The sequence below is a fragment of the Spirillospora sp. NBC_01491 genome, from assembly GCF_036227065.1.
GTDB classification, from domain to species: Bacteria; Actinomycetota; Actinomycetes; order Streptosporangiales; family Streptosporangiaceae; genus Spirillospora; species Spirillospora xylanilytica.
In genome coordinates this window covers 6,099,921-6,117,044 of record NZ_CP109432.1, presented here as the reverse complement: position 1 = coordinate 6,117,044, position 17,124 = coordinate 6,099,921, and the positions used below count along the sequence as shown (strand labels likewise).

The 17,124-nt window shown below is 74.4% G+C and carries 9 protein-coding genes; 2 read left to right on the top strand and 7 right to left on the bottom strand.

Annotated features, from left to right (window positions below; translation table 11 throughout):
• Positions 1–14 precede the first annotated feature (14 nt).
• The 4 genes from OHA34_RS28415 to OHA34_RS28400 all read right to left on the bottom strand — a co-directional run bounded on the left by OHA34_RS28415 (position 15) and on the right by OHA34_RS28400 (position 10,297).
• A complete protein-coding gene (locus OHA34_RS28415) occupies positions 15–2,723 on the bottom strand; it encodes an FtsX-like permease family protein (protein WP_329519444.1) in 2,709 nt (902 codons plus the stop codon).
• Positions 2,720–6,049 (bottom strand): FtsX-like permease family protein, encoded by a 3,330-nt coding sequence (locus tag OHA34_RS28410; RefSeq protein WP_329519443.1) that lies wholly within the window; start codon positions 6,047–6,049, stop codon positions 2,720–2,722. Before OHA34_RS28410 ends, OHA34_RS28415 begins: the two co-directional genes overlap by 4 nt.
• 73 nt (positions 6,050–6,122) lie before the next feature.
• Entirely contained in the window at positions 6,123–8,651 is a 2,529-nt protein-coding gene (locus OHA34_RS28405; RefSeq protein WP_329519442.1) for a nitrate- and nitrite sensing domain-containing protein, read from the bottom strand.
• Positions 8,652–8,917: 266 nt separating this feature from the next.
• On the bottom strand, positions 8,918–10,297 hold the full coding sequence (locus OHA34_RS28400; RefSeq protein ID WP_329519441.1) for a cytochrome P450: 1,380 nt from the start codon (positions 10,295–10,297) through the stop codon (positions 8,918–8,920).
• 359 nt (positions 10,298–10,656) lie between these two features.
• On the opposite strand from OHA34_RS28400, the gene OHA34_RS28395 reads away from it, so the two are divergent.
• Positions 10,657–13,635 carry an AAA family ATPase gene (locus OHA34_RS28395; protein WP_329519440.1) on the top strand — a complete coding sequence of 993 codons (2,979 nt, stop codon included), beginning with the start codon at positions 10,657–10,659 and terminating at the stop codon, positions 13,633–13,635.
• On the opposite strand, the gene OHA34_RS28390 is transcribed toward OHA34_RS28395, so the two are convergent.
• Together OHA34_RS28390 and OHA34_RS28385 are read right to left on the bottom strand one after the other, a co-directional pair.
• Entirely contained in the window at positions 13,632–14,882 is a 1,251-nt protein-coding gene (locus OHA34_RS28390) for an alpha/beta fold hydrolase (protein WP_285938375.1), read from the bottom strand. The two genes, OHA34_RS28395 and OHA34_RS28390, sit on opposite strands and share 4 nt — an antisense overlap.
• 66 nt (positions 14,883–14,948) lie before the next feature.
• On the bottom strand, positions 14,949–15,434 hold the full coding sequence (locus tag OHA34_RS28385) for a protein-tyrosine phosphatase family protein (protein ID WP_329519439.1): 486 nt from the start codon (positions 15,432–15,434) through the stop codon (positions 14,949–14,951).
• 201 nt (positions 15,435–15,635) lie between these two features.
• Between OHA34_RS28385 and OHA34_RS28380 the strand changes: the two genes are divergently transcribed.
• On the top strand, positions 15,636–16,196 hold the full coding sequence (locus OHA34_RS28380) for a dihydrofolate reductase family protein (RefSeq protein WP_329519438.1): 561 nt from the start codon (positions 15,636–15,638) through the stop codon (positions 16,194–16,196).
• Between the two features lie 72 nt (positions 16,197–16,268).
• On the opposite strand, the gene OHA34_RS28375 is transcribed toward OHA34_RS28380, so the two are convergent.
• Complete coding sequence (locus OHA34_RS28375; RefSeq protein WP_329519437.1) at positions 16,269–17,045, bottom strand: methyltransferase domain-containing protein; 777 nt, start codon at positions 17,043–17,045, stop codon at positions 16,269–16,271.
• Positions 17,046–17,124: the final 79 nt, after the last annotated feature.

Sequence of the window (17,124 nt, the reverse complement as noted above, 5' to 3'; positions counted from 1 at the left end):
CCGGTCCCCCATGCTCAGTCTCCCGTTCTCAGGATCCCGCCGAGCCCCCGGCGGGAGTCGAAGGCGGCGTCGACGGCGAGGGCCGCGACGGCGGTCAGCAGCAGTGCCCCGGCGAGCACGAGCAGGGACGTCGCGTCCACCACGAGGGTCCCGGTGGCGTGGCCGCCGGTGTAGGAGCGCAGGTCCACGACGGGGCCGGTGATGCCCGGCAGCAGCAGGCCGAGCACCCAGCCGGCGACGACGGCGCTCAGCGTCACCGGGGCGATCTCGATGAGCGCGAGGCCGCGGCGCTGCCGCCGGCTCAGCCCGAGGACCTCCAGGTTGGCGACGGTGCGTCCGCGCGCGCGGGCGCCGACGACGAGCACCAGCAGCACGGCGAGGAGCCCGTACGCGGCGACGACGAGCGCGCCGCCGGCGAACGCGTCGTGCACGACCGACACCATGGGCGCCTCGGTCAGGGCATCCAGCGCGGCCGACCGCGTCGTGACGACACCGCCCGACCCGCCGAAGCCGGTCCCCTTGGGGATCGAGGCGGTCGTCGCGGCCCGCAGCCCGGCCGCGTCGATCCCGGCGCCCTTGGCGAAGACGTCGGTCGGGGCACCGGCCGGGACGCCGGGCAGCCGGTACGGGACGATCACGTACGGCGCGTCGCGCGGCTGGCCGGGGAACCCGGGCGAGGCGTCCAGCCGTCCGGCGGGGTTCACCTTGACCGGGGTCGCGCTGGCCGGTTCCAGGGTGAGCGGACGGGACGTCCCGGCGAGGCGGGCCGCCTCCGGCGACAGCAGCGCGCTCGACGCGCCGGACGGGGCGGACGGCAGGGACATGGCCTCGCCGCCGGCGAGCTCGCGGTAGGCGTCGAGGTCGATCGCGATGACGGTGATCTCGGTGCGGGTCCCGCCCGCCTCCGCCCCGCCCAGCCTGGCCGTGGTCACCCGCGCCGGGATCGCCCCGGTGACGCCGCGGACGGCGCGCACCCGGGCGACAACGCCGGGATCCAGTTCCTCGGCGGCGACGTGCGCGTCGGCGCCGACTTCGAGCCAGGCGGCGCGTTCCTGCCCGTGCCGCAGCGCGGTGTCGACGGTCGCGGCGAATCCCGCGACGGCGGCGGCCAGCAGCAGCACGACCAGGGGCAGCGCGGTGACCAGGTGCTGCCGGGAGGCGCGGGCCACGCCGACGAACGCGACGGTGGAGCGGCCCCGGCGCAGCAGCCGTCCGGCGAGGCGCAGCGGGTAGGCGTAGCCGCGCAGCACCAGCAGCCCGAGGGCGACGCCGAGCAGCACCGGAGCGGCGGCGATCAGCGGGTCGGTGCCGTGCTCGGCCTGTCCTTCCAGGCCGCGCCGCCGCAGCAGCATCACGCCGATGACGGCGAGCACCACGAACAGGGCCTCCACGACGAGGCGCGGCTTGGACGGCCGCGCCGCCGCGATGTCGCCGCGTCCGCCGTCGCCGCCCTGGGCCGCGTCGAGTCCGCTGCCCTGCCCCCGCACCACCAGCACGATCGGCAGGACGAGGACCAGCACGGCCAGGATGCCGACCGCGTACGCCGACACCCACTGCGGCGGCCCGAGATCGGCCAGCAGCCCGAGGCCGGTTCCCGCCGCGGCGGCGGGCAGCACCGCGAGCGCGGCCAGCCCGCCCACCGGGACGGCGATCTGCCGGAGCGCGGCGCCGCGCGCCCGCATCGTCCCGAGGATCGGGCGGAGCCGCTCGCCGAGCAGCCCGGCGGCGAGCAGCAGCACCCCGGCCGCGACGGCCAGCAGCCCGCTGAACATCAGGCTGAGGATCGTCTCGGCGGTGCGGTTCTGCCCGAAGAAGGTGGTGAGGCGGCCGTCCAGCGCGGTGGCGACCTGGCAGGGGAACACGTCGGCGCGGCCGGACACGGTCGCCCGGAAGGCGGTCAGCTCGCCGGCCATCTTCCGGGCGTCGGCGGTGCTGACCGAGCCGGGGCGGATCGGCAGCCGCCAGCTGTAGTTCAGCGTGCGCCCGGGACCGTCGAGCAGGCGCCGGTAGCCGACCGGGTCGAGCAGCAGGGTGGCCTGCTCGGCCTCGACGCCGTCGCCGACGACGATCGTCTCCGGGGAGAGCATCCCGGCCCGGATCCGCCAGTACGGGTCGGACGCGTTGCGCGGCTCGTACAGCGCGGCGATCTCGACACGCAGCGGGGCGCCCCGCTCGACCGACTCGTCGCCGAGCGTGATCTCGTCGCCGACCTTGTAGCCGAGCTTGTCGGCGTACTTCTTGGAGGCCGTGACCTTGAGCGGCGCGTCCTTCTGGTCGGTCAGGTCGTCGCCGGGCTCCGCGCCGGCCACGTAGCGGACGCGCTGGAGCGCGCCGAGGTCCCAGGACAGGTAGGCCAGCCGGGGCTTCTCGAAGGTGCCCTGCGCAGCCATCCGGGTGGTGGTGATGGACGCCTCGGGGATGTCGCTCACCGCCCGGAAGGTGGGCGGGAGCGCCGACTGCCAGTCCTCGCTCTGGAACGTCATGGCCTGGATGTCCGGGATCGACCTGCGGCCCTGGGCGGACGGCACCGACGCCTCGACCCGCAGGTCGGCGTCGCCGCCGACCGCGTCGCCGCCGACCGCGGCGTCGGCGGCGCGGTCGTAGCCGGCGGCCGTCCGGGCCGGGACCGCGACGGCGAGCAGCGCCGACAGCAGTGTCAGGACGGCGAGCGCCACGAGCGGCGCCCACTGCGCGCGGACCAGCCGCGTGAACGGGCCGTTCATCGGTCCTCCCCCGCCCGCAGGCCGGCGGTCAGCCCCCGGCGCCGCAGCACCCGGATCAGCAGCAGGAGCACCAGCCCGAGGATCGCCGCGACCCCGGCGAGCATGGCCAGCACCAGCGGCCACCGCACCACCAGGTCGGCGGGCGGGTACGACGGCGCGGCCTGCACGTTCAGCACGATGTCGGGGACGACGAGCTGGGCCACCACCAGGCCGAGCACCAGCCCCCCGGCGAGGCCGAGCACGACCAGGAACGCCTGCTCGACGGCGAGCATCCCGGCGAGCTGCCCGGACCGCACGCCGAGCGTCCGCAGCACGGTGAACTCCCTGGTCCGTTCCCGGACCGAGACGGCCGCGTTCACCACGAAGGCGATCACGGCGAACGCGAGCGCGGCGCCGAAGCCGAGCATCAGCGCGCCCTGGAGCGCGGCGCCGAGCGGGGCGTCGCGGAGCTCGTCGCGGAGCGCGATCCGGTCGCCTTCGGCCGTCCCCCACGCGCTGTGCGCGGCCAGCTCGCGGACGGCCGGGGCGGTCCGCTCGCCGCGCACCGACGCCCACCACTCGGCGGGCCGGACGGACTCGGGCCCGGCGCTGCCGGCCGCGATCCGCCGCTCGGCGAGGGTCGGCAGGTCCACCAGCGCGGCGGGCTGGTCGGGCGGCGTGGAGGGCAGCGCCCGCACCACCGCGGTCACCTTGACCGGCTGGTCGCCGTCGCCGGTGGCGAGGGTGGTCGTCCCGCCGACCCCGACGTGCACGCGGGAGGCCAGCTTCTCGGTGACGACGGCGGGGACCACGGGCAGGAGCCGGGCGTTGGCGGCCGGCCCGCCGTGCTTGGGCGCGGTCCCGGCGGTGAGCAGCGCGTTCACCACGGCGCCCGACCCCCCGCGCTCGAACGTCGCCGGGGTGGCGGAGAGCGACACCGACAGCGGCCCCTCTCCACGTCCGGCCGTGGGCGCCTTGCGCAGGTTCGGGGCGAACACGTCCCATCCGGTGCCGTGCGGCATCCTCACCTCACCCGCGCCGGTACCGCCCTCGCCGCGCATCTTCAGCAGGTCGAGGGTGAGGGCGCCGGACGTGGGGTTGTCGTCGTAGCCGTACTGGAGGCCGCGGATCGACAGCGGATGGCTGAGCACGCCGCCGGGTCCGGCGAGGCCGGCGGTGTCCACCTCGGCCGTGTGGGTCCGCCCGTCGACCGCGAGCCCGGTCAGCGGCGCGGTGTGGGTCAGCCCGCGCGCGTCCTCGATGATCGCCTTGGCCTGGAAGGCGCCCGCCGGGGCCGTCTCCCCGGGCGCCGCCTTCAGCCGCAGGTCGAACAGCAGCCGCTCGGGACGGCCCGGCACGGGGGCCACCGGCACCGCGGGACGCGCCGCCGCCAGCCGGCCGAGGTCCATGCCGCGCAGCAGGTCGGGCCGGACGCGCAGGATCGGGCCGAGCGCCTTGGCGTCGGCGGCGAGCAGGATCGCGGGGCCGTTCCCGACGGTGGCGTCCTTGCGCACCACCGCGGTCGCGGCGGTGACGCCGGGCAGCGCGGCGAACCGGCCGCCGAGCCCGAGGGTCGCCGGGCCGCCGGGCGCGCTCGGCGCCGCCAGCCGCAGGTCGGCGGCGCTCTGGAAGGCGGCCTGGTCGGACTGCGACCTGCGCCAGGTCGCCATCGTCGTGACCGACAGCACCCCGACGGCCATCGCCATCACCAGCAGCAGCGCCGGGCCCGCGTAGCGGAGCTGCCGGCGGCTCACCTGCCGGGCGCCGAGCACGGGCGCCAGGCCCCGGCCGCGCGAGGCGGCCCGCTCGGCGGTGCTGGAGGCCACCGGCACCAGCCGCAGCAGCAGCACCCCGCCCGCGAGCAGCGCCAGCGCCGGGCCGGACACGATGAACGGGTCGATGCCCGACGCCGCTCCGTCCGAGCCCGTCCCGGACGTGGACGCGGCGCCGCCGTACCGGGTGAGCTGCCAGATCCCGAGCGCCGCGACGACCAGCAGCGCCAGGTCGGCGCCCGAGCCCTTCAGCCCGCCGCGCCGGGACCGGCCGATCGACGTCTGCGCCTCGACGAACGTCCGGTTGGCGCCGCGCAGCGTCGGGACGATCGACACCACCGCGCAGACCAGCGCGGTGGTGACCGACACCGCCCACAGCGGCGCGAGCGGCCCGGCGTCCAAGCTCAGGCCGGACGCCCGCACCGCCGGGGCCAGCCCTGCCACCCGCAGCAGCGGGCCCGCCAGCAGCGGCCCGAACACGGCGGCGGGCAGCACGGTGAGCAGCCCCTCGGCCAGGCTGATGCCCGCGAGCTGCCGGATCCCCACCCCGCGGGTGCGCAGCAGCGCCACCTCGGTGCGCCGGTGGTCGGCGAGCAGCCGCGCCACCAGCAGCCAGGCGTAGGCGGCCAGCAGGACGAGCTGGAGCACCGGCATCAGCATCGTGGACCTGGCGACCAGCACCGCGCCGTCGACCTGCGCGAGCAGGTCCGGCAGGGCGGTCGTGGCGGTGAAGCGGGTGCTGCCGCCGCCGGCCTTGGTGAAGACCGCGCCGCCGTCCCGCACCCGCTGCCCGAGCCCCTTCAGGTCACCGGCCTCGACGCCGCGCATGTCGGGCAGCACCGTCCACCGGATCTCGGTGCCGCTGCCCGTCCCGGCGGCGGTGAAGCGGGCCGCGAACGCCTCGGGCCGCACCACGAACGGCCCGTAGGTGGTGTAGTCGAGCCGCTCGGCGCCGGTGGTGACCAGCCGGTCGCCCTGCCAGAAGTACTCGTCGGGCCGCGGCACGTCGAACAGGCCGACCACCGTGACCTTGGCCGTCGAGGCGCGGTCGACACGGCCGTGCACGGTCAGGGTGTCGCCCACGCCGACGCGCAGCGACCGCGCGGCGGCGGCGGGGAGCGTCGCCTCCAGCGCGGCGTCGCGGCCCGCGGCCGGCGCCGCCGCGGGCCAGCGGCCCTGCGCCAGCCGGGCGTGCCGCTCGATCCCGTCGTAGCTGGCGAACGCCGTCAGCTCGGGATGGCCCTCGTCCTCCTGACCGGGCAGGGTGAACGAATCGCTGCGGACGGCGGTGGACACCGTCAGCGGGACGTCCCGGTAGATCTGGCGCAGTGCCTGGTCGATCTGCCCGCGGGCGGTGTCGAACCCGCCCGCGGGCACCGACGCCGCGATCCTGGTGCCGGACGTCTCGAAGGACGCCCCGGCCAGCGTTCGGCGCAGTCCCTCGCGCGTCACCGTCCCCGCGTACCCGACCAGGGCCGCCAGCACGGTGGTCGCGAAGAGCGCCGTCGCGCAGGCGGCGAGCACCAGCGTCCGGTCGCCGGCCATCCTCCTGATCACGAGCCCCGATTGCCGCATAGGCGGAAATGATCAACCGAGGGTGACGCCCACCACAACCCCTTTCGGGATTTCTTGCTCTGTTTGGAACAATTCAGGCGTCCGGGGCGTCGTCCTCTCCCCGCCGTTCGGTCTGCGCGTTCCCGTCGGAGGCGCCGTCGTCGTCCGGCTCGTCCGCATGTGGTCGGGCCGCGGTCCCGGCCGCGCCGGACTTCCCGTCCTGCTCCGGAGCCTCCGGGGCCCCGGCGGTGTCAGGGCCGCCGGCCCCGGACTCCCCGGGGTTCTGGACCTGGTCGGCGGCGGCCCGGCCGCGGATCGTGCCGCGCTGGTAGGCGCCCATGATCCGCTGCACGTCCGCGGGCGACCGGCCGAGGTCCTCGGGCTCGGGCTCCTCGTCGGACGCCGGGGCGTCGGCGCGCAGCGCCGGGGCCAGGCTCTCCTGCGGCTTGCGGATCGGGAGCCCGCCCGGGGTGAGGGTGTCGTCGTCCTCCGGCTCGCCGCCGCGCCCGCCCCGGCCGCCGCGTCCCCCGGCCGGGACCGCGGCGGGCCGGTCGAGCCGGGCCGGCCGGGTCGGCAGCGGCCCGGCGTCGGCCTCGTCGTCGGCCTCGTCGTCGGAGCCGGACGGCTCGGGCGTCGGCAGCGCGACCAGGGCGGGGGCCTCGGGACGGGCCGTCGACAGCACCGCCAGGTTGCCGCGTCCGGGCGGGTCCTGCACGGCGGCGGGACGCGCCGGGGCGGCGGCCGGAACCGGGGCGGGCGCGGCGGCGACACCCGCGCCGACCAGCGGGCGCTCGGGCTCGGCGGACCGCTCGAACAGGGCCTCGGGTAGCAGCACCACCGCGGTGACGCCGCCGTACGGGGACCGCTTGAGCGTGGTGGTGATCAGGTGCCGGCGGGCGATCAGCCCGGCGACCAGCAGGCCGAGCCGCTCCTCGGGCGCCACGTCGAACTCCGGCGGGGTGGCGAGCATGTGGTTGGCCGACTCCAGCCGGTCGGGGTCCAGGCCGAGGCCCTTGTCCTCGATCGCGACCGCGAACCCGTTGGGGGTCATCTGGCCGCTGATCTCCACCGTGGTGTCCGGGCTGGAGAAGCTCAGCGCGTTCTCGATCAGCTCGGCGAGCAGCCGGATGACGTCGATCACCGCGTGCCCGCGCAGCCACGCGGGGTCGATCCGCTGGAACGTGGCGCGCTCGTAGTTCTCCACCTCGCTGACCGCGGCGCGGATCACGTCCAGGATCGGGACCGGCCGGCGCCACACCCGGGTGGGCTGGCCGCCGGAGAGCTGCACCAGGTTCTCGGCGTTGCGCCGGGCGCGGGTGGTCAGGTGGTCCAGCCGGAGCAGGTCCTCCAGCTCCTTGCCGGCCAGGTCCTCGCGGCGCTCCATCCGGTCGATCATCTGGAGCTGCCGGTTGACCAGGCTCTGGTTGCGCTGCGCCAGGTTGCGCAGCGTCTTGCGGAAGCCGGCGCGCTGCTCGGCCTGCTGGACGGCCGCGGTGATCGCGGTCTCCTGCACCCGGTTGAACGCCCTGCCGACCCGGCCGATCTCGTCGTCGCCGAACCGCAGCGGCGGCGCCTGCGCGGCGACGTCGACCTTCTCACCGTGGCTCAGCCGGGTCATCACCTCGGGCAGCGCGACGTCGGCCAGCTCCTCGGCCGCGATCCGCAGCCGGTTGAGCTGCCGGAGGATCGCGCGCGCGGTGGTGAAGGCCAGCACGATGGAGGCGAGGACCGCGAACAGCCCGAGACCGACGACCAGGATCACCCGGGCCAGCACGCCGTAGCCGACCGGCACGGCCCGCTCCACCACCTCGTCACCGCCGGTGTCGATGGCCTGGTCGATCCGGTCGAGGACGGGCCGGGTGAGCGACTGCCACTGCGCCGCGGTCACCCCGGGCCGCAGTTTGGCACGCTGCTTCATCGCCAGCACCCGGTCCTCGGTGACGCGCAGCGCGGTGAACGGTCCGCTCCGGTGCAGCGCCGCGACCCGGGCGCGGTCGGCGGGCGGGAGCTGCCGGGTCGCCTCGTCCATCCCGTACCGCTGGACGCCGACCGCCTGGCTGAACCGGTTGAACTCGCCCGAGGTGAACCGGCCGACGGCGATCACCCCGGCCATCTGCGCGTCCTCGCGGGCCAGCAGCTCGCGGGCGCGGGTGAGCGCGACCAGCGCGCGGCCGTCGGAGGAGACCCCCTCGTCATCCAGCGCGGTGTTGAGCAGCACGATGGAGAACGCGGAGTCGATCGCCAGGTTGTAGGCCTGCGCGACACCCGCGCGATCGGCGGTGCCGCCGTCGACGGCGCTGCGGACGGCGGTCAGCGCCTCCAACCGCTTGCGGGTCTCGGCCACGTGGCCGACGACCTTGTCCGGGGCGTCCTTGGCGGTGCGGCCCCAGGAGGTGACGAGCTGGTCGGTCCGGGCCCGCTGATCGGCCAGCCCGGGCACGATCACGCCATGCCGGCCGAGCTGGATCATCGACAGCCGGCGCTCGTCCTGGAGCATGTTGATCAGGGACTTGGTGGGCCGGCCGACCGACGTGTCGATCTGGCCGGCCTCCAGCAGGTTCCAGCCGTCGCGCACGGTCACCCAAGCCGCGAACCCCCAGAGCGCGGCAAGGGACAACAGCATGGCCGTGATCTTCGCCCGCACACGTGTGTTGCGGGCGGCGGGTGACTTGCGCAGGCGCATCAACCAGTCCTCAAGCGATCCAAGGGGGACAGGGACCGGGGAGGGCGCCCGTGCGCCCTCAGAGGTGGAGGAGACGGCGGGGCGGAGACCCTCAGGTCCCTGATTGCACGCAAAACACCCTAGCAACGCCGCTTTCGTCATGATCGCGGAACGTGGCCTTCACCTCGGCGCGCCAGGGAGGCGCAGGCCGCGTTCCGCTCGCCCGGCTACCTCGGGACGAGCTCCAGTTCGACGGACTCGCGCGGCTGGAGGGTGAGGGAGAGGCGGGGCTCGACCGGTGCGCCGTGCAGCCCGACCCGGTACCGGGTCAGCAGGGTCGCCACGATCAGCGACGCCTCCTGGCTGAAGAAGTGCTGCCCGAGGCACTGGTGGCCGCCGTCCCCGAACGGCAGGTAGGCCAGCGGGTGCCGGGCCCGGACCCGCTCGCGGGTGAAGCGGTCCGGGTCGAACTCCAGCGGGCGCTCCCACACGTCCTCCACCCGGTGGGTCAGGTACGGGGAGATGACCAGCGTGGACCCGGCCGGGATCGGCACGCCGCCGATCACGTCGTCCGCGGTGGCCATCCGGGGCACCGCCCAGCCGACCGAGTAGATCCGCAGCACCTCGTTCAGCATCTGGTTGGTGTAGGTGAGCTGCCGGATGTGCTCGCGCCGCGGCCGGCCGCCGCCGACCACCCGGTCGACCTCCTCCTGGACCCGGGCGTAGACCTCCGGGTTCTGCGCCAGCGCGACCCACACCCAGGTCAGCGCGATCGCGCTGGACTCGCTCCCGGCCACGAACAGCGCCACGATGTCGTCGCAGATCTGCTCGTCGGTGAGCGACTCCCCGCCGGCACCGGTCCCGTTCAGCAGCCGGGTGACGACGTCGTCGCCGTCGCGCGGGCCCTTCCGGGCCGCGGTGATGACCGGCCGCAGGATCTCGTTCACCGTGCGGGTCGAGCGGTGGAACGCGCGGTCACCCGGCATCGGGACCCGGTGCGGGACGAACGGCATCGCCATCCGCCACAGCAGCGACCCCATCGCGGTGGCGATCGCGGCGCCGAGCCGGTCGCCCTCCTCGTCGGGCACCAGGTTGCCGAAGAAGACCGGGTTGATGACGCGCTGCACCATCCGGGTCATCTCCAGGCCGGCGTCGATCGGCCGGCCGGGCCCGACCCGCGTGCCGAGGTCGTCCACCGCGCCGCTGACCGAGGTGATCATCTGCTCGCTCATCGCGGCGAGGTATCTGGCCGAGAACGCCGACTGGAGGATCTCCCGGCTGGCCTGCCACTGGTTGCCCTCGCCGCCGATCCCGCCGCCGGTCAGCCGCCCGAGCGCGCTCCACATCGCCGCGCCGCGCGGGTAGTTCTCCGCGTGCGCGCGCAGGACGTGCTCCAGGTCCCGGGGGTGGGTGACCAGGAAGGGGCGGAACGGGCCGACGTTCATCCGGGTGATCGACCCCTGCGACTGCCGGCCGGCCGAGTCGAGGAAGCCGAGGGCGCCGCCGCGCCGCACGTCCGACAGCAGCCGGCGCAGCGGGATGACGTGGGGCGCGTGGGGCGGACGGGGCGACGTGGCGGCGGTCCCGGATCGGATGGCGGTCGACATGACGGTTCCCTCGCTGGCTCTCGGACATTGGCCGATAACGGGCAGAAGTCACATGTAGAACAGGAGTGATGATCTTGCACTCAAGTATCACATAGCTCACTTTTCGCCACAAGATCGACGAGGGGAGGGCTTGGCGCCCCTGACGGCATGCTCCGATCACCGGTCAGCGAATCCTCCGACAACCGGAAAACCCGTCAGATAACTGAGAATCTCGCCACACACTCCGCCAAATTGACCACACGCGCACGTCCTGCCACACCAGGTGACGCCCCGTCCGGCGGATGTCACGACCCCGGCCGCGTGACGGTGGCGGAGTCCGGCACGATGGGGGCGACCCGATCGACCCCCGGAGGAGACGCATGCTCGGCATGGTGGTGTCGCAGACGAGGCCGAACGCGTTCCGCACGATCCTGGACGCGCTCCAGGCGCCCGGATCGGGACCGCGGCACATCCTGATCGAGCCCGGCACCTACCGCGCCGACGCCTGCCGCTGCTGGTGCACCGCGGTCATCACCGCGGCCGAGGGGCGCGGGTCGGTCGTCATCGACTGCTCCGACGAGTACCTCCTCCGGTCCGAGGGCCACCTCACGCTGCGCGGCCTGGTCCTGCGGAACTGGCACGACTCCGGCACGGTGCTCGACGTGACCGGCGGCACCGCCATCGTCGAGGACTGCGAGTTCGTCAACGCGTCCGACACGGCGCTGAACGCCTGGAACGCGGCGGAGCTGTTCCTGCGCGACAGCCTCGTGCGGGACGCCGGGATCTCCTACAACGACTCCGCCGGGATGATCGAGCGCAGCGCGGTCATCGACGCGTCCGCCTGCGGGATCGCCCTGCACAGCGGCAGCAAGGTCACCGTGCGCGGCAGCCTGGTGCGCGGCGCCGGGGAGCACGGCGTCTGGGTCAGCTCCGGCGCGTCCCCGCTGATCCAGGACTGCATGGTCGAGGACGCCGAGTTCGCCGGCATCCTGGTGCAGGACCACGCCAACGCCTCCATCCGGGGCGGCGCGATCCGGCGGGCCGGGCAGAGCGGCCTGGTCGTCCGCGACAAGGCCGCGGCCGACGCGCGCGGCCTCCTGGTCGAGGGCGCGGGCGCGGACGGGGTGTGGGTCACGACGTCGGGCTCGCTGACGGCCGCCGAGGTGACCGTCCGAGACTCCGGCAACCACGGGTTCTCCCTGGACGAGCGCGGCACCGGGCGCTTCGCCGACTGCACCGTCGAGGACGCGGGCGAGGCCGGCGTGGCCGTGTGCGACAAGACCACCGCCGCCGTCACCGGCGGCACCCTCACGCGCACCGACATCGGCGTTCTGGTGCTGACGGGCGGCACGCTCCACCTGGACCGCACCCGCGTGCGCGAGCACAGGGCCATCGGCATCGCGGTGCACGACCGTGCGCACGCCGACCTGCGCGGCTGCACGGTCACGGGCGGCACCGGGCCGGGTCTGGTGTTCGAGCGGGGCGCCGACGTCCGCTCCGAGGGCCTCGTCTCCGAGGACAACACCCGGCCCGACCTGATCGGCATCGAGTTCGAGGCCGCCGGCGCGCCCGCGTCCGCGTCGTCCGGCGGCGAAGCCCGGTCCGCGCCCGCGCCCGCCTCCGGCGCCGCCGCCGCCTCCGCCGCCGGGCGGTCCGGCGCCGGGACCGAGACCGGCGCCCCCGGGCAGGACGTCGCCGCGCTGCTCGCCGAGCTCGACGCGATGATCGGGCTCGACGGGGTGAAGCGGGAGATCGACAAGCTGGTCAAGCTGCTGCGCGTCGCCGAGCGGCGCCGCGCCGCCGGGCTGCCGGAGGGCCCGGCCATCGGACGGCACATGGTCTTCTCCGGCGCGCCCGGCACCGGGAAGACCACCGTCGCGCGGCTCTACGGCAAGATCCTCGCCGCGCTCGGCGCCGTCGCGTCCGGCGGGTTCAGCGAGGTGTCGCGCGGCGACCTGGTCGGCACGGTGCTCGGCGAGACGACCGAGAAGACCACCCGCGTGTTCGAGGAGGCGCGCGGCGGCGTCCTGTTCATCGACGAGGCCTACGCGCTGTCACGGCGCTTCGGCACGGGCGCCGACTTCGGCCAGGAGGCCATCGACACCCTGGTCAAGCTGATGGAGGACCACCGCGACGAGGTCGTGGTGGTCTTCGCCGGGTACCCGTCCGAGATGCGCGGGTTCCTGGCCGCCAACCCGGGGCTGGGCTCGCGGATCAGCCGCACGATCGAGTTCGAGAACCACGGCCCCGCCGAGCTGACCGCGATCACCCTGCAACTCGCGGACCAGTACGGCTTCCGCTTCAGCCCCGAGGCCCGCGACGTCCTGCTCGCCCACTTCCAGCGGGTGCGGCGCGGCGAGTCGTTCGGCAACGGCCGCGAGTCCCGGCGGGTCTTCGAGGCCGCGATCGAGCAGCAGGCGCTGCGCCTCGCCGACCTCGACACCGACGCGTCCCCCGAAGCCCTGACCACCCTCGTGCCCGAGGACCTGGCGGGCGTCGCCGGCGACGGCCTCGCCCTGCGGTTCGGCGACGCCCGCGACCCCGGCCGGCTCACCGCCGTCCTCGACCGGCTCGCCGCGATGACCGGGCTGGACGAGGTCAAGGGCCAGGTCCGCGACGTCCTGGACCTGATCGCGACCGCGCGCCGCCGCGACCAGGCCGGCCTCCCCGCCGACCCCGTCCCCGGCCACCTGGTCTTCTCCGGCCCGCCGGGCACCGGGAAGACCACCGTCGCGCGGCTCTACGCGGAGCTGCTCGCCGCCCTTGGCGTCCTCGCCCGCGGCCAGGTCGTCGAGGCGTCCCGCACCGACCTGGTCGGCTCGTACGTCGGGCGCACCGCCGAGCAGACCACCGAGGTCTTCGAGAAGGCGCGCGGCGGCGTGCTGTTCATCGACGAGGCGTACGCGCTGTCGCGGTCGGTCGGCGACGGCCACGACTTCGGCCAGGAGGCCATCGACACCCTGGTCAAGCTGATGGAGGACCACCGCGACGAGGTCGTGGTCATCGTCGCGGGCTACGCCGCCGAGATGGACGGATTCCTCGGCGCGAACCCCGGCCTGGCCTCCCGCTTCGCCCGCGTCCTCACGTTCGCCCCGTACGGTCTGGACGACCTGCTGACCATCCTCACCCGGACGGCGGAGACGTCCGGGTTCGAGCTCCCGGACGCGACCACCGCCGCGGCGCGCGCCCACCTGGCGTCCAGCGACCGCTACGCGCAGGGGAACGGCCGCGAGGTGCGCAAACTCCTGGAGGAGATGCGCACCCGCCACGCCCGCCGGATCGCCCGCCTGGGACGCGAAGGCCACCCCGTCAGCGACGACGCCCTGCGGATCCTGCTGCCCGAGGACGTCCCCGCCTAGACCTCACCCCGCATCATCGCGATGAGCCGGTCGAGCACCCGCGCGTCGGCCGACAGCCCGTTGTGCGCGTACTCACTGGTGACCCACGTGCGGACGCCCGGAATCGACGCGGCCGTCTCCAGCGACAGCTCGCGGTCGACGTACATGTCGTCGTAGTAGACGGCCGCCGCCACCGGCACGGTGTTCGCGGCCAGCCGCTCCGCGTCGTACAGGGCGGGCCACTCGTGGGACGCCAGCAGCTCGGCGGTCTCGCGCAGCGGGGTCAGCGCCGGGTCCTCCTCGAAGAACCACGGGTAGATCATCTCCCCCACGAACGAGAACGGCTCGGCCTCCAACTGCGGGAACTCGCCCCGGACCCGTTCCGCAGACCAGTCGGACACCGTCCCGTTGCAGACGCACGCCTCGTGCACGAGCGCGTACAGCGGCTGCGCCGCGTACGACACGGTCGCGCCCACGTCCTGGAGGAACGTGTCCGACAGGACACCGTCCCCCACGAACGCCTCGTCCAGGGTGTAGTGCAGGTCGTCGAACCGGCTGGACGAGCCGAGCCCCAGCCCGAGCGTCTGGAACCGGCGCGCCGTGAGCCGCTCCCCAGTGGGCAGCCGCACATCGTGCTCGGCCAGATGCCGCGCGATCCGCCCGGCCACGTCCCGGTCGCCGGGGTAGCGCGCGAAGTACCGCTCGTTCGCCGCGAGCACCCTCGGATACGCGGTGCGGTACCACTCGTCCGGCGTGGCGGTCAGGCTGGGCAGTCCCCCGGTGATGAACACCTCGCGCAGCCCCTCCGGGGCCAGCGACAGGTAGGTGACGGCGCAGAACCCGCCGAAGCTCTGCCCCAGCACGCTCCAGGGCCGGTCCCCGACGAGCCGCCGCCTGAAGAGCTCGGCATCCCGCACGATCGAGTCGGCGCGGAAGTGCCGCAGGTGGTCGGCGGCCTTTTCCGGCAGCGTCTGCCGAGTGGCGGGCGTGCTCCGTCCCGTACCGCGCTGGTCGAGCAGCAGCACCCGGTACTCCTTGAGCGCCCGGGGCAGCCAGGCCGCCGGCGAGGCCCCCGGCCGGGGCGCCTTGTTGCCGGGCCCGCCCTGGAGGAACACCAGCCACGGCAGGTCGTCCCCCTCCCGCCCGGGTGCCACCACCTCCCGCGCGAACACCTCGATCTTCGGCCCGTCCGGCTCGGCATGGTCGAGCGGGACGTCGAGGACATGGTCGGTGCACACGAAGCCGGGACGGCGAAAGCTGATCGTCATTCCCCCACTATCACCCGGGCCGGCCACCACGGGCCACCCGGGCGCGGTGCCGAGGCCGACGGCTCCTCAGCGCCAGCCCATCGTGGTGCAGAGGTGTTCACCCCACGCGAGGCGGTGCTCGCCCACGCCCTCGGAGGTGGGGGTTCGCAGCCGCGCGAGCGTCAGCCTCGCGTCGTCGCCGCTCAGCCCGCTCGCACGGAGCAGCGCGTGAGCGAACATCCCGGTCCGGTGAATCCCGGCGGAGCAGTGGACGACGACCGCCGCGCCATCGCGGAGCGACCCGGCGGTGTCGAGCAGGACCTTGGCCAGTTCGCCGTCGCGTGCCGGCGGCGGCGGATCGGCATTGGCGAGGTCCACCCAGACCCACTCCAACCCCGCCGCCCGCGCGGCGGCCCCGACGGCCCCTGCTCCTTCCCGCCGGGACAGCAGCGTCACCAGATGGGTCGCACCGAGCGACCTCATCGCCGGGAGCGACTTCGCCTTCGGCCGGCGCGTCAACGCCAGCATGCCGCCGCCGACACCGACGAAGTCCACCGCGACCGTCCCTGTCATGACACAGACGGTAGACGATCCGCCCTCACGTCGGAGGGTCAGGTCCATGCCGGCAGGTCCGGCCTTCGGGGCGTCCAGGGTCTGAAGTGGCCTTCCGCCTAACGGGGGGAAAAGGGGACCGTAGGGATTTCGTAAGGCGGTTCGCGCACTCTGAGTGCAGCGAACGCCGGACGGGCGCCGCCCCACAGCACGGAGGACCTCATGCGCAAGATCATCAGCTCCACGTACATCTCGCTCGACGGCGTCATCGAGAACCCGCAGAACTGGACCATGGACCACGCCGGTGAGGAGTCCGGGACGTACGAGCACGAGCTGCTCTTCTCCTGCGACGCGGTGCTGGCCGGCCGCGAGACCTACCTCGGGTTCGGCGAGGCGTGGCCGGCGATGGAGGCCGAGACCGGCGACTACGGCGTCCGGATCAACAAGATGGACCACTACGTCGTCTCCGACTCCCTGGAGAAGGGCGACTGGGGGAACACCACCATCATCAAGCGGGACGACGCCGTCGCCGAGATCCGCAGGCTGAAGGAGCAGGACGGGCAGGACATCGTCCAGTTCGGCTTCGGGGACGTCACGCGGACGCTGGTGGAGAACGGTCTACTGGACGAACTGCGGCTCTGGATCTACCCCGTCCTGGTCGGCTCCGGTGAGCCCGCCGACCTGCTGACCAAGGCGGGCTTCTCCGCCACGTTCGAGACCGCCGGCACCAAGGTGCTCGACACCGGGGTCATCCTCGCGACCTTCGTCCCGAAGAAGGGATGAAGGAGGAGGGCTGGAGGAGGGCTGGAGGAGGGCTGGAGGAGGGCTGGAGGAGGGCTGGAGGAGGTGCGGGCCTCAGGCGTTCGCCCGGCTGCGGCCCAGCAGGTGGAAGACCCGGCTGAGCCGGCGATAGGGGTCCTGGCGGCTCGCTCGCAGTTCGACGGCCGCCACGGCCGAGACCTCCTCGGTCGGCGCGAGGTCCATCAAGTCGGCGAAGAGCCAAACGCCGTACCAGGCCACCGGTTCCACCCCGTTGGCCCGCAGCAGCTCCGCCAGCCCCTCGACGGTGTCCGCCCGGGTGTCGACGCCGAGGACCCCGCGTTCACCGCCGGCCTCGAAGGCCCCCAGCGCGTCGGCCCAGCGCCGCTCCAGCGCGGGGCGGATCGCCAGGGTCTCGGCGTTGAGCGCCATCACCGAAACGATTCCATCAGGGGCCGCGCACCCGCACAGAGCGGCGATCAGCGGGCCGGGGTCGTCGACGTACATGAGGACGCCGTGGCAGAGCACGGCCGCGAAGCGCTCACCGCCGGTCGCCTCGGCGGCGTCCTCACCGCGGGCCCGCACCAGCCGGACGCGGTCGCGCACCTCGGGGGCTTCGGCTGCCAGCCTCTGCTCGGCCTGGGCCAGCATCGCCGGGGAGGAGTCCAGGAGGGTCACCCGGTAGCCCTCCCGGGCCAGCGGGAACGACTGATGGCCCGCCCCTCCCCCCACGTCCAGGACGGCTCCCGGCGGCTCGGGAAGGTGCTCCATCAGCTGCTGGTGGAGCACGTAGGTGCGGACCTGCCCCTTCACCGTGGCGTACGCGCCGTCCACGAACCCGCCGGCGAGGGAAGCCCAGACGTCGTCGCTCATGGCCCCATCCTCGCAGCGGAGGATCTCGGGGACTCAGCCTCGGGGTTCACCTCGTCCGGAAGATCTCTTCCCAAAGCGT

Bases quoted from the DNA above. Each gene is read 5' to 3' on its own strand.
- OHA34_RS28415 (WP_329519444.1), bottom strand. From the start codon at position 2,723: ATGAACGGCCCGTTCACGCGGCTGGTCCGCGCGCAGTGGGCGCCGCTC.
- OHA34_RS28410 (WP_329519443.1), bottom strand. From the start codon at position 6,049: ATGCGGCAATCGGGGCTCGTGATCAGGAGGATGGCCGGCGACCGGACG.
- OHA34_RS28405 (WP_329519442.1), bottom strand. From the start codon at position 8,651: ATGCTGTTGTCCCTTGCCGCGCTCTGGGGGTTCGCGGCTTGGGTGACC.
- OHA34_RS28400 (WP_329519441.1), bottom strand. From the start codon at position 10,297: ATGTCGACCGCCATCCGATCCGGGACCGCCGCCACGTCGCCCCGTCCG.
- OHA34_RS28395 (WP_329519440.1), top strand. From the start codon at position 10,657: ATGCTCGGCATGGTGGTGTCGCAGACGAGGCCGAACGCGTTCCGCACG.
- OHA34_RS28390 (WP_285938375.1), bottom strand. From the start codon at position 14,882: ATGACGATCAGCTTTCGCCGTCCCGGCTTCGTGTGCACCGACCATGTC.
- OHA34_RS28385 (WP_329519439.1), bottom strand. From the start codon at position 15,434: ATGACAGGGACGGTCGCGGTGGACTTCGTCGGTGTCGGCGGCGGCATG.
- OHA34_RS28380 (WP_329519438.1), top strand. From the start codon at position 15,636: ATGCGCAAGATCATCAGCTCCACGTACATCTCGCTCGACGGCGTCATC.
- OHA34_RS28375 (WP_329519437.1), bottom strand. From the start codon at position 17,045: ATGAGCGACGACGTCTGGGCTTCCCTCGCCGGCGGGTTCGTGGACGGC.